This window comes from Streptacidiphilus sp. P02-A3a, from assembly GCF_014084105.1.
Lineage (GTDB): Bacteria > Actinomycetota > Actinomycetes > Streptomycetales > Streptomycetaceae > Streptacidiphilus.
This window is the reverse complement of record NZ_CP048289.1, coordinates 4958602-4970630: the sequence shown is the minus strand read 5'-3', so window position 1 is coordinate 4970630 and position 12029 is coordinate 4958602. Positions and strand designations below refer to the sequence as shown.

10 protein-coding genes and 2 pseudogenes are annotated in these 12029 nt (G+C 73.3%); 8 read left to right on the top strand and 4 right to left on the bottom strand.

Annotated features, from left to right (window positions below):
- Positions 1-37 precede the first annotated feature (37 nt).
- Complete coding sequence (locus tag GXP74_RS21630; protein WP_182452748.1) at positions 38-766, bottom strand: TetR/AcrR family transcriptional regulator; 729 nt, start codon at positions 764-766, stop codon at positions 38-40.
- 100 nt (positions 767-866) lie between these two features.
- Between GXP74_RS21630 and GXP74_RS21625 the strand changes: the two genes are divergently transcribed.
- Positions 867-2000 (top strand): NAD(P)/FAD-dependent oxidoreductase, encoded by a 1134-nt coding sequence (locus GXP74_RS21625; protein WP_182452749.1) that lies wholly within the window; start codon positions 867-869, stop codon positions 1998-2000.
- Positions 2001-2205: 205 nt separating this feature from the next.
- Here GXP74_RS21625 and GXP74_RS21620 read toward each other — a convergent pair whose 3' ends face one another.
- Positions 2206-2754, bottom strand: coding sequence for a hypothetical protein (locus GXP74_RS21620; protein ID WP_182452750.1), 549 nt, complete (start codon positions 2752-2754; stop codon positions 2206-2208).
- 252 nt (positions 2755-3006) lie between these two features.
- On the opposite strand from GXP74_RS21620, the gene GXP74_RS21615 reads away from it, so the two are divergent.
- From GXP74_RS21615 to GXP74_RS21600, 4 genes are all read left to right on the top strand, one after another.
- Positions 3007-3534 carry a hypothetical protein gene (locus GXP74_RS21615; RefSeq protein ID WP_182452751.1) on the top strand — a complete coding sequence of 176 codons (528 nt, stop codon included), beginning with the start codon at positions 3007-3009 and terminating at the stop codon, positions 3532-3534.
- Positions 3535-3635: 101 nt separating this feature from the next.
- A complete protein-coding gene (locus tag GXP74_RS21610) occupies positions 3636-4529 on the top strand; it encodes a DUF4097 family beta strand repeat-containing protein (RefSeq protein ID WP_182452752.1) in 894 nt (297 codons plus the stop codon).
- 5 nt (positions 4530-4534) lie between these two features.
- A complete protein-coding gene (locus GXP74_RS21605; protein ID WP_182452753.1) occupies positions 4535-5506 on the top strand; it encodes an ATP-binding cassette domain-containing protein in 972 nt (323 codons plus the stop codon).
- 318 nt (positions 5507-5824) lie between these two features.
- Entirely contained in the window at positions 5825-6343 is a 519-nt protein-coding gene (locus GXP74_RS21600) for an ABC transporter permease (RefSeq protein ID WP_370468451.1), read from the top strand.
- 1470 nt (positions 6344-7813) lie between these two features.
- Here the strand turns inward: GXP74_RS21600 and GXP74_RS21595 are convergent.
- Both GXP74_RS21595 and GXP74_RS21590 read right to left on the bottom strand, forming a co-directional pair.
- Entirely contained in the window at positions 7814-8161 is a 348-nt protein-coding gene (locus GXP74_RS21595; RefSeq protein WP_370468450.1) for a PRC-barrel domain containing protein, read from the bottom strand.
- Between the two features lie 154 nt (positions 8162-8315).
- Positions 8316-9532, bottom strand: a pseudogene (locus tag GXP74_RS21590) (MFS transporter).
- A 138-nt stretch (positions 9533-9670) separates the two neighbouring features.
- Here GXP74_RS21590 and GXP74_RS21585 point away from each other — a divergent pair.
- The 3 genes and pseudogenes from GXP74_RS21585 to GXP74_RS21575 form a co-directional block, all read left to right on the top strand.
- Positions 9671-10588: pseudogene (locus tag GXP74_RS21585) on the top strand (LysR family transcriptional regulator); the annotation flags it as partial.
- Between the two features lie 355 nt (positions 10589-10943).
- Entirely contained in the window at positions 10944-11375 is a 432-nt protein-coding gene (locus GXP74_RS40755; protein ID WP_225448092.1) for a GNAT family N-acetyltransferase, read from the top strand.
- A gap of 39 nt (positions 11376-11414) precedes the next feature.
- A complete protein-coding gene (locus GXP74_RS21575) occupies positions 11415-12011 on the top strand; it encodes a GNAT family N-acetyltransferase (protein ID WP_182452760.1) in 597 nt (198 codons plus the stop codon).
- The last annotated feature ends 18 nt before the right edge of the window (positions 12012-12029 follow it).

Genomic DNA, 12029 nt, shown 5'->3' with positions numbered 1-12029 from the left:
CAGAGTAACGCCGTTGCGGGGTACGGCAGATGGGAACTCAGACGGTGGGTGGGGGCCGGTCGCCGGGCAGCTGTAGCGCGGTGATGCCGGCCAGCACCAGGTCGACCCCGGCCAGGAACTGCTCGCGGTCGTCGTGCCCGCGCAGCTGGTCCGCGAACGCCCGGGTGAACGGGTAGTCCTCGGGGTCCAGCGCCTCCCAGGCCCGCGAGACGCCGTCGAGGAAGGCGGCGCGGTCCGTGCCGGGCCCCAGCGCCCGGGCGCCCGCGGTGTTCGCGGCGTTCTGCCCGGCGGCGCCCAGGATGTAGTGCACCAGCACCGAGACCGCCGCGAACCACCCGGACTCGGGCACGCCCAGCGCGCGGACCCGCCGGCCGACGCCCTCGAAGATCCGCGGCGTCACCGGCCCCCAGGGACTGCGGGCCAGCTGCGTCGACAACTGCGTGCCCAGCCACGGGTGTTCCTCGATCGCCTGGAACAGGCCGAGCGCCAGGGCGCGGATCTCCTGCCGCGGCGAGCCCGGGGCCCCGGCGGGCTCGACCGCCAGCGCCGCGCCGACCACGGCCTCGGCCGCGGCGCCGAGCAGCTCGCCCTTGTTCGCCACGTGCCAGTAGATCGCCCCGGGCCCGGTGGCGAGGCGCTCGGTCAGCGCCCGGAAGGTCAGCCCGTCCTCGCCGACCGCGTCGAGCAGTTCGACCGCGGCCGCCACGATGCGCTCCCGCGAGAGCGCCTGCGTACGCCGCGGTGACCGGCGCGTTCGCGTTGCCATACGACCAGCTTGACATATCTGGAGCGCCGTTCCAACAATGGAACGACGTTCCAGACGGTCGGGTGTCCGCCCGGCTTCCCCCCTCTGCGAAGGAGTCCCGATGCGTACCGAGGTCACGATCATCGGCGCCGGGCTCGGCGGCCTCACGCTCGCCCGGGTCCTGCACGTCCACGGAATCCCGGCCGCGGTCTACGAGGCGGAGCCCCGCGCGACGGCGCGCTCGCAGGGCGGGATGCTCGACATCCACGACGACACCGGCCAGTCGGCCCTGCGGGCGGCAGGCCTGGGCGAGGAGTTCCGCGGCCTGATCCTGGAGGGCCGCGAGGCGACCCGGATCCTGGCCCCGGACGGGACGGTCCTGTTCGACGACGACAGCGCCCGCGGCCGCCCCGAGGTGCTGCGCGGTGAACTGCGGCGGATCCTGCTCGACTCGCTCCCGGCCGGAACCGTGCGCTGGGGGCACAAGGTCAGCGCCGTGCGCGCCCTGGGCCCGGGCCGCCACGAGGTCGTCTTCGCCGACGGCGCCACCGTCACCGCCGGCCTGCTGGTCGGCGCGGACGGCGCGTGGTCGCGGGTGCGGCCGCTGCTGTCCGGCGCGGTACCCGAGTACATCGGCAGGTCCTTCGTCGAGACCTACCTGTTCGACGCCGACACCCGGCACCCGGCCACCGCGAAGGCGGTCGGCGCCGGGGCGCTGTTCGCGCTCGCGCCGGGCAAGGGGATCCAGGCCCACCGGGAGAACGGCGGCACCCTGCACACCTACGTGGCGCTCACCGAGCCGCAGGACTGGTTCGCCGCCGTCGACTTCACCGACCCCGCCGCGGCCGCCGCCCGGATCGCCCGCGAGTTCGACGGCTGGGCACCGGAGCTCACCGCGCTGATCACCGACGGCGAGAGCGCCCCGGTCCTGCGCCCCCTCAGCGCCCTGCCGGTCGACCACCGCTGGGAGCGGGTCCCGGGGGTGACCCTGCTCGGCGACGCCGCCCACCTCGCGGCCCCCAACGGCGAGGGCGCCAACCTGGCCATGTACGACGGCGCCGAACTCGGCCGCCTCCTCGCCGCCCACCCGGACGACCCCGAGACCGCGCTCGCCGCCTACGAGCAGGCCCTCTTCCCACGCAGCGCCGCGGCCGCCGCCGACGGCGCCGACCTGCACGAACTCCTCTTCGGTGAACGCTCACCGCACAGCCTGATCGACCTGTTCACCGGACCCGGGCAGCCCGGCCGGGCCTAGGAGGTGAACGAACCGCGACAACGGTCGCAAACGTCGCCCGAACCCCGTCAGGAGCCGCCGTGCGCCCGGTCGAACCCCGGCCATCAGCGAGGTCCGCGTGGTGGACGAGGGCGCCGGCCCCTACGGCATCGCCCCCGGGCCCGACGGCGCGCTGTGGGTCGCCCTGGAGACAGGAGCGGTCACCCGAGCGGCGCGGTAACCACACTCAGCGCGCGGTCCACACCGCGCACCCGACGGCATGGACGGTCAGCATCACGACCGTGCCACCGGCCAGGACCTCCCGCGTCCGGGTAGCCGCACAACAGCGCACCCACACCGCCTGAGAAGCACCACCCAGACCCCCACGCCCCTCCTGGCCCCGCTCCCCGCTGCCCCCGCGCTGCTCCTGGCCCCGGCCCCCGTGCCAGTCCCCGCGCTGCTCCTGGCCCCGCTCCCCGCTGCCCCCGCGCTGCTCCTGGCCCCGCTCCCCGCTGCCCCCGCGCTGCTCCTGGCCCCGGCCCCCGTGCCAGTCCCCGCGCTGCTCCTGGCCCCGGCCCCCGTGCTGCTCCCAGTGCTGCTCCTCGCCCCGGTCCCCGCGCCAGTCCCCGCGCTGCTCCTCGCCCCGGTCCGGCAGCACCGTGCGCGGCCAGGCGGGCTCCGGGGGGAGCGGCCGCCGCGCGGGGGCGGGCGCGGGGCGACGCCGGGCCTGCTCGACGGGGACCCCGAGAGCTCGGGCTCGGGCGTGCAGGCGGCGGCGTTCGCGTCGTTCGGACATGGCGACACTGTGCCCCGCCGCACCCCGCCCGCGCCAGCGCCCCCCGCGCAGCGGAGTGGCGGCGCGGTGGCACCACATGACGCCAACCAGCGCCACTCGGCACCATCCGGTGCCACCCGACCCGACAAGGGAACCCCTCGGCATCGCCTGACGCCACCCAGGCGCATCCCCAGTACTACGTCTGACCTGCTAATACGCCATCCTGAGCCAATGGCGCTTGCATTGGTGCCAAAGTGGTGCCACATTAGAGCCATGGAACTCACCCAGTACGTCGAAAACCTCCGCCGCGAGCTGAGGACCGCGGCCGAGGTCGGCGGCGAGGACGCCCGCGCGCTCGCCGACCGGCTCCTGCCGTCGCTCGACTCCGCAGTGCGGCTCACCCTGCTGGAGGCGCTCTCCGCCGCCGCCGACGAGATCTCCGCCGAGCTCGCGCCCGGCTCGGTCGATGTGCGGCTGCGGGGCGGGACGGCCGGGTTCGTGGTGACGCCGCCGCCCGCCGCCCCGGCCGCCGCCGACACCGCGGCCGGACCGGTCGAGGTGCGGCTGCCGCCGGCCGAGGGCGACGACGCCGCCATGGTCCGGATCAACCTGCGGCTGCCCGCCAACGTCAAGGCCCTGGCCGAGGACGCCGCCGCCACCGGCGGGCTCTCCGTCAACACCTGGATCGTGCGGGCCGTCGTCGCCGCGCTGGCGACCGAGGGCCGACTCGCCACCCGCCCGGCCCCCGCGCAGCAGCCCGACCGGTCCGTCGGCCAGAGCTACAGCGGCTGGGCCCGCTGACCGCGGCCGAGCGCCACCCCGAACCACCGCGCCACCGCAGGACCGATGCACCCACCGATCACCCGCCGATCACCCGCCCTGAGCAGTTAAGGACCCCCGAGATGTCCCTGTCGACCTTCGCCACCCCCGCCCCGATCGCCGTCGCCCTGGACCTGTACGCCGCGGGTGTCCGCTTCGTCGCCGCCGACCGCGCCGACACGACCGTCGAGGTCCGCCCCAGGGACCCGAAGCGGGCCGGCGACGTCAAGGCCGCGGAGAACACCCGCGTCGAGTACGACGACGAGACCCGGACGCTGAGCGTCATCACCAAGAAGCCCCGCAGCCGGTTCGTCAACTTCAGCAACAAGCGCCCCGACTCGATCGACGTCGTCATCCAGCTGCCCACCGACTCCGACGTCCGCGCCGAGGCCGGCCTCGGCGACTTCGAGTCCGAGGGCGTCCTGGGCGCGGTCGCGCTCAAGACCGACCTGGGCGCCGTGCGGCTCGCCGAGACCGGGCCGCTGAACCTGCGCAGCGGCGTCGGCGCGATCAGCGTCGAGACCGTCAACGGCACCGCCCAGATCCACGGCGGCTCCTGCGACATCCGGATCGTCGCCATCGACGGCACCGCCGACGTCTCCACCGGCAACGGGAAGCTGTGGGTCGGCCTGGTCACCGGACCGGCCACCGTCAAGGCCTCCAACGGCTCGGTCGCGGTGGACCGCGCGCTGTCCGACGTCACCGCCACCAGCGCCAACGGCGAGGTGCGGATCAGCGAGGTGATACGCGGCAAGGTGACCGCCGGCTCCAAGAACGGCGGCGTCGAGGTCGGCGTCCGCGAGGGCAGCGCCGCCTGGCTGGAGCTGAACACCGGCGTCGGCCGCGTCTACAACGAGCTCGCCTCCGCCGAGGCCCCCCAGAGCGGCGAGCCGGTCGACAAGGTCGAGGTCCACGCCGACACCAAGCTCGGCGACATCACCATCCGCCGCGCCCCGAAGCTGGACCAGGAGGCGTGACCCCCGTGACCACCACCAACCCCGGCCCCGGCGTGGGCACCACCGCCCCGGCCGCGATCCGCGCCCGCGGCCTGCGCAAGTCCTTCGGCGACAAGACCGTGCTCGACGGCATCGACCTGACCGTCCCCCAGGGCACGATCCTGGCCCTGCTCGGCCCGAACGGAGCAGGCAAGACCACCGCCGTCCACCTGCTGACCACCTACCTGCGCCCCGACGCCGGCGAGATCCGGGTCGCGGGCCGGGACGTGGCCCGCGACCCGCAGGCGGTCCGCCGCGCGATCGGCGTCACCGGCCAGTTCTCCGCCGTCGACGGCTACCTCACCGGCCGCGAGAACCTGATGCTGATGGCCGACCTGCACCTGCTGCCCACCCGCGCCGGCCGCCGCCGCGCCGAGGAACTGCTGGAGCGCTTCGCCCTGGCACCGGCCGCCGACAAACCGGCCTCGACCTACTCCGGCGGCATGAAACGCAAACTCGACCTGGCGATGACCCTGGTCGGCGACCCGAAGGTGATCTTCCTCGACGAGCCGACCACCGGCCTGGACCCGCGCAGCCGCCACACCATGTGGGACATCATCCGCGCACTGGCCGCCCAGGGCACGACCATCCTGCTCACCACCCAGTACCTGGAGGAGGCCGACCAACTCGCCCACCGCGTCGCGGTCCTGGACGGCGGCCGGATCGTCGCCGAGGGAACCCCCGCCGAACTCAAGGCACGCGTCCCCGGCGGACACATCGAACTGGCCTTCACCGACCGCGCCGAACTCGACGCCGCCGCCACCGTACTGGCCGCCACCGGCCGCGACGACGACGCGCTCACCCTGCAACTGCCCGGCGACAGCCGCGCCGACACCCTGCGCGCCCTGCTGCGGCAACTGGACGACGCCTCGGTCCAGGTCGAGACGCTCACCGTACGCACCCCGAACCTCGACGACGTCTTCTTCGCCCTCACCGGCAGGCAGGGAGCCCGACCATGAGCACCGCGACGATCGACGCCACCGGCCTGGAAACCGCCGACGACCGCACCCACGCCCTGGTCCACGCGCGGATCATGCTGCGCCGCAACCTGCGGCACATGCGCCGCTACCCGTCGCTGACCTTGATGGTCCTGCTGATGCCGCTGCTGTTCCTGTTCCTGTTCGTCTACGTCTTCGGCGGGACCCTCGGCTCCGGGCCGGCGGCGCGATGCCCCCGGCCTGACGCGCCGGCGCCGCGTAGCGGACACGTGCCGCCCGGGGATCATCTGATGGCCGTGGCCGCGCGCGCAGGGCACCGCCATCGCGGTCGCGCAGGACATGACCGAGGGCGTCATCGCCCGCTTCCGGACCATGGCCGTCGCCCGCTCCTCGGTGCTGACCGGGCACGTGATCGGCGCGACCATCCAGACGCTGATCGGCGTCGCGGTGGTCACCGGCGCCGCGATCGCGGTCGGCTTCCGGCCGCACGCCGACCCGCTCGACTGGCTCGCCGCCCTCGGCGTGGTGCTGCTGCTGACCTTCGCCATCACCTGGCTGTGCGTGGGCCTGGGACTGTCGGCCAAGAGCGTGGAGACCGCCAGCAACTCGCCGATGTTCCTGACCCTGCTGCCGTTCCTGGGCAGCGGCTTCGTGCCCACCGCCTCCCTGCCGACCGGGCTGCGCTGGTTCGCCGAGTACGAGCCGTTCACCCCGGTCAACGAGACCCTGCGGGGCCTGCTGACCGGAACCGGGATCGGCGACAACCTGGTCATCACCCTCGCCTGGTGCGTGGGCGTCGCCGCCCTGTCCTACGCCTGGTCCCGACGCCTGTACGAACGCGAACCGAAGCCGAGCTGAGGCCTCAGCCGGTACCCGCCCGGCCGCGCCGCGCACCCGCCGCACCAGCGGTTTGTGCGCGGCGCGGCCGGGTAGGCGCTGTGCTACCGGACGTGGGGGGCGCCGAGGCCCGCACCGGCCGCCCGCCGCCGACGCCGACCCGAAGCACGCGGCCCGCCGCCCCGCGCGCCCGCGAACACCCGCCGTCGGACCGAGGAGCCCGCCATGACCCCTGTTCCTGCTCGTGGTCATCATCGCGATCGCCCTGGGCCTGGTCGGCGCCGTCGCCCACGGACTGTTCTACCTCTGGTCCTCGGCATCGTCCTGCTGGTCGCCGACCTGCTCTTCTTCGGAACCCGCTTCACCCGCCGCAACCGCGCCACCGCTGACCCACCCCCCGGCCCGGCGGCTTTCCCTGCTCCGCCACGGGACAGAGACGGGCCCCTCCACCGTATTGCCTGGAATTTCCCCTTTGCGGGCGGGGTAGGGTGTGGGAAATTTTGACTGGGGCACGCGGATGTATTACTAATCTCGTGCAGGGCTGCATGCCGGCCTCCTCCCGGGGGAGGCCTCCCGGCTGCAGCTCGGAGATTCCGAACGAGGGACTTTCGTGGCGAGAAGCGGCGTATGGGTGAGCCCCGAGCGAGGGATCCATCACACCGCAGCAGATGGAAATTTCACGGCGGCGGGAGTATCAATCCCGAGCAACGACGCCGGGATATTCGAGGGGAAAGTACGGTCGGGGACGTGGGCTTTGACGACTGGAATTCCGACGACAGTTCCGGCTGCTCCCTCGATCTCCTCGGAGATATTCCGCCGGTGGGTGCCTGCGAGATATTCTTGAATGTCGTGGAAGGCGAGAACGGAATACGGCCTGCGTCGGCCCTGACGGGGGTGAATGCGACGGAAGCGGCACGTTCACGAGGGGCGCCTCAACGTCTCGGTGACCATCCGGCAAGACTCTGATTCGCATCCTGTCTGCGGCCTCACGGTGGCGAGCGCAGGTGCATACTACGAGAGGGGTGCTCGTTCGTGTGACTGGTCACGGCGGCGGCATATCCGGTCCGCAGATCGCTTTTGAAGTGCTTCCCCTGTGCCTCCTCGCTGCCTTCGTTGGCGTTGTGGCGCTGTTTAATTCCGCTCGAAATTCGCAGTAAGGTGCTCCATCGCGGATTACGTACGATCAGTTCCTGAGGGATGCGCCTGCTGCTCGCGTGATCATCCCGTTGCTGGGAGTCGCATTCCTGGTGATCGGGTCACTCTTCACTGCAGTCGTTATTGCAATTCTACTGTTTCTTAGCCGGGGGATTGCAGGCCGAGAACCTGTCCCATGCCCAATCCAGGGGTCGTCCGTGGTGGACGGGGTGCCGGGCTCGCGACGCGCACGGGGGCATGGGAACGCGAAAGGGGCGCGCGGGGCGCGCCCTTCGCGGAGGGAGCGTGGCGGGCGGCGTCACGTCGCGGCGAGCCGCGCGGCGCCGGGCGGGGTGGTCAGATGGGCCACATGCCGTAGTAGCCGCCGACCAGTTGCTGGTACTCGACGTCGCCATGTGCGTGGTCCGGTCGAACTCGGGGGAGCCCTTGATCTCGTCCTTGGTGCGTCCCACGTGGACGGTCGGTTGGGGGGTCGATCCGGGTGATGGTGCCGACCGGGAGCATGACCTGCTTGCCGAAGATCCACGGTCCGGTGTCGACGATGAGGTATCCGGCGCCGGCCTCCTGGGAGTGCTCGTCGACCTTGCCGATGTGGCCGTCGCTCGCCTCGACCCGGTAGCCGGTCAGATCGGTGGCCGGTCTGGTAGCCGGAGCTCTCCTGGTAACCCCACACACGTTCTCCATGGAAACGCCTTTCGCCGAGGTGGGAACCACCTGTGCCGATCGGGGCAGCGGGATTGCCGCCTGAGGGTCCTCCTGTCCCGGTCCGCGCGCCTTACGCGCGATCACCGGGGATCACCGGAACGGCACACCCCCGGCGGGGTCGGCCCGGCCGCGGTCAGGCGCGGCTCGGGGCCGGGGCCGGGGACGGTTCGGCGGGCAGCGCCGCCGCGCGGCGCGGGAGCAGCAGCGGGGTCGCCAGCAGCAACACCCCGCAGGCCGATGGCGGTACGCAGGCCGAGCAGGGTGCCCAGCACGCCCAGACGGCGGTCAGCAGCGCGGCGGAGGCCTTGGTGGTCACCGTCCAGGCGGACAGCGTGCGGGTGAGCCGGTGGTCGCGGTGCGCTCCAGGCGGTAGGTGGCGTAGACGGGGTTGAGACCCCGCAGCAGAAGATGAGCCCGAGTTCGACGCCATCACCAGCGCCAGCCCGCTGCTCCCGGCCGCAGGAAGGCCAGGCCGACGGGCCACAGGGTGCGCAGCGCCCGAAGGCGACCAGGATCCGGCGCTGCCCGAACTGGCGACGAGCGGCGGGCCAGCGCGAGCCGAGCAGCCCGCCGATCGAGGGCGCGGCGAAGGCCAGGCCGTACTGCCACGGCGTGAAGCCGAGCGGCCGAGCATCAGCACCGACAGCAGCGGCACGGTGGCCATCACCAGGCCGTTGAACAGGGCGGTGTTGAAGAACAGCGGACGCAGTGTCGGGTCGGCGAGGATGTACCGCCGCCGTCGAGCAGGTCCGATGCCGCAGCCGGGCGGCCGGGCGCGGTTCGGGCCGCGGCTCGGCCCGCCCGGTGCCGGTCCGCGGATGCCCAGGGCCGACAGCAGGTAGCTGACCGCTCGGCCACCACCGTCGCCACCGGGCCGAGCAGCCCGATCGCCAGCCCGCCCAGCGGCGGTCCGATGATCGTGGTGGTCCAGGACGTGGACTCGACCGGGCGTTGGCGACCAGCAGGTCCTCGGCCCGCAGCAGCGCTTGAGTACGCGCCGGAGGCGGCGCGGAAGGTGATGTCGGCCGCCGCGACGAGGACCGAGACCAGCAGCAGCTGGACGAAGCTGAGCACGCCGAGCGCGAACGCCACCGGGATCGTCAGCAGCGCCGCGAACCGCAGCAGGTCCATCGCGACCAGCACCGGCCGCTTGCGGCGGAACTCCACCCACGGGCCGAGCGGCACCGCCACGGCCGCGCCCACCGCCGTCCCCACGTGGAGAGCGCGGCGACCTGGGCCGGTCCGTCGTGCAGCACCCGGATGGCGATCAGGGGAACGCGCCGAAGGCGAGCCAGGTGCCCAGCGCGCTGGTCCCGTACGCTGCCCAGAGCCACCGAACCGCCGCCCCAGCCCATGCCGCCGCCCCCTTGCCGTTCACTCGCACAACCGATCCGTGATCGGATCCATCAAAGCGAGCACCCACCTGGGAGCAAACAACCAAGGGCCACCAGCCACACCACCGGTTGTGCCTTAGGGTGTCGGCATGGACTCGACACCGTCCGGACCTTCCTCGCGCCGCCGAGGCGGGGCAGTTCCAGAGGCCGCCGCCGAGCTGGCGGTCACCCAGCAGGCCGTCTCCAAGCGCATCGCCGCACTGGAGCGCGACCTGGGGTGCGGCTGTTCACCCGCACCGCGCGCGGCGCCGAGCTGACCATCGACGGGCAGGCGTTCCTGCCCACGCGCGCGAACTGCTGCGGTCGCCGAACGCGCGGTCGCCTCGGTGCGCACCGGCCGCCGTCCGCTGCGCGTGGACGTGATCGCTCGCGCAGCGCGCAGTCGGGCCTGATGCGCGACTTCCACCGGGCGTACCCCGACATCGAGCTCGACGTGATGATGCTGTTCGACGTCGAGACGGCGGTGGCCCCATCCGCTCCGGCGCGATCGACGCCTCCTTCCGCGCCGTCGCCGTGCCCGGACGGCCGCTGCCGAGGACATCGAGTCGCTCCGGGTACTCGACGAGCCGCTGCACCTGCTCACCGGCCCCGCCACCACTGGCCGGGGCCCGGTCGGTGGCCCTCGCCCAGCTCGCCGGGCACCGGATCTGGATGCCCGGCATCGTCCCCGGCACCGAGTGGGCCGCCTACTACGACGACCTGGCCGCCGAGTTCGGCCTCACCATCGAGGCGACCGGCCCCAACTTCGGCTCCGACGCGCTGCTCGACACCGTCGCCGACACCCGGCGCTGGCCACCTTCATGGGCGGGCGGAGCCGCCTGGTCTGGCCCGCCGACCACGGCTGCGCCGCATCGCGGTGACCGACCCGGCACCGGTCTACCCGCACTCGCTGCTGTGGCACCGCGACAACCCCCACCCGGCGCTGGCCACCCTGCGCGCCCACCTCGCCGCCACCGCCGGCGGCCACAGCGCCGCCGGGACCTGGGTCCCGGCCTGGGTACTGCCGCACTGAACCCGCGCGGGCCAGCGGGACCCGGGCGGCGCCGTGCGGCGGGCGCGGCGCGGTGGGCGCGGCGCGCGGGCGCGGCGCGGTGGGCGCCGTGCGGTGGGCGCGGCGGCTCGGAAATCCCGGTGACCGCCACCGCCGGTCCGGAGAGGATGCGGCGTGCTCGCCGTCATTCCCCCCGCTCGGTCTCCGTCTCAAGACCCCGCGCCTGGAACTTGCCCTGCCCGCCCGCAGGAGCTGACGAAACTGGCCGAGGTCGCGGCGGCCGGAATCCACCACCCCGACTACATGCCGTTCCTGGCACCGTGGACCCAGGCCCCAGCGGCCGAACTGTGCCGCGGCGTCGTCCAGTCCCACTGGAGTGACCCGGGACGCTGAAGCCGGCGGACTGGTCACTGAACCTCACCGGTTCTTCGGGGGCGAACCCGTCGGGGAGCAGAGCATGTTCGCCCGGGACTTCGCCGTCACGCGCAGCGTGTCCACCAGTTCCTGGCTGGGCCTGCCGTTCCAGGGCCGGGGCATCGGCACCGAGCTGCGGGCCGCCGTGCTGCACCTGGCCTTCGCCGGGTTGGACGCGGTGGAGGCCGCCTCGACGGCGTTCGCCGACAACGCGGCGTCCCGGGCGGGGCCAGCCAAGCTCGGCTACGTCCCCCACGGGCAGCAGCGGCGCTCGGCCGACGGCGTGCCGCGCATCGACCAGTGGCTGGCCCTGTATGCCGGTGTTCGGGACCGAGGCGCGGTGACGAGGCAGCGGCCTCCGGTCGGCCCAACGCCTGGTGGGACGGTTCTGTAGCCTGGGGGCGCACCCTCGTACCCCAGGAGTTCCGCCGTCATGGATGTCCAGCCAGTCGCGCCCGCGACCTTCCGTACCGCCACCGCCGCGGACGTGCCCGCCCTGGTCGCGCTGATCGAGTCGGCCTACCGCGGGGAGTCCAGCCGCGCGGGGTGGACCACCGAGGCCGACCTGGTGCAGGGGCGGCGGACCGACTCCGAGGGGGTGCTGGCGGTCCTGCGGGGCCCGGACAGCCGGATGCTCGTGGCCGAGTCCGACGGCGCGCTCCTGGGCTGCTGCCAGGTGGAGGACCGCCGCGGCCACGCGTACTTCGGGATGTTCGCGGTGCGTCCCGAACTGCAGGGCGGCGGCCTGGGCAGGCGGCTGCTCGCCGAGGCCGAGCGCCTGGCCGGTGCCGAGTGGGGCGCCCGGCAGATGCACATGACGGTGATCAGCGTCCGCGAGGACCTCATCGCCTGGTACGTGCGCCGCGGCTACGCCCGCACCGGGCAGCTGAGCGACTTCCCCTACGGCAACGAGCGCTTCGGCCGGCCCACGCGCGGCGACCTGCGGTTCGAACTGCTGGTGAAGGAACTGAGGGAAATGCCCCAAGTCAGCGCGGGAGAGCGGGAACACGTCCGGCCGCGGGTAGGTTGACCCGCAGGACGGGTCGAG

Coding starts and splice junctions, on each gene's coding strand:
- GXP74_RS21630 (WP_182452748.1), bottom strand. CDS start 766: ATGGCAACGCGAACGCGCCGGTCACCGCGGCGTACGCAGGCGCTCTCG.
- GXP74_RS21625 (WP_182452749.1), top strand. CDS start 867: ATGCGTACCGAGGTCACGATCATCGGCGCCGGGCTCGGCGGCCTCACG.
- GXP74_RS21620 (WP_182452750.1), bottom strand. CDS start 2,754: ATGTCCGAACGACGCGAACGCCGCCGCCTGCACGCCCGAGCCCGAGCT.
- GXP74_RS21615 (WP_182452751.1), top strand. CDS start 3,007: ATGGAACTCACCCAGTACGTCGAAAACCTCCGCCGCGAGCTGAGGACC.
- GXP74_RS21610 (WP_182452752.1), top strand. CDS start 3,636: ATGTCCCTGTCGACCTTCGCCACCCCCGCCCCGATCGCCGTCGCCCTG.
- GXP74_RS21600 (WP_370468451.1), top strand. CDS start 5,825: ATGACCGAGGGCGTCATCGCCCGCTTCCGGACCATGGCCGTCGCCCGC.
- GXP74_RS21595 (WP_370468450.1), bottom strand. CDS start 8,161: ATGGAGAACGTGTGTGGGGTTACCAGGAGAGCTCCGGCTACCAGACCG.
- GXP74_RS21575 (WP_182452760.1), top strand. CDS start 11,415: ATGGATGTCCAGCCAGTCGCGCCCGCGACCTTCCGTACCGCCACCGCC.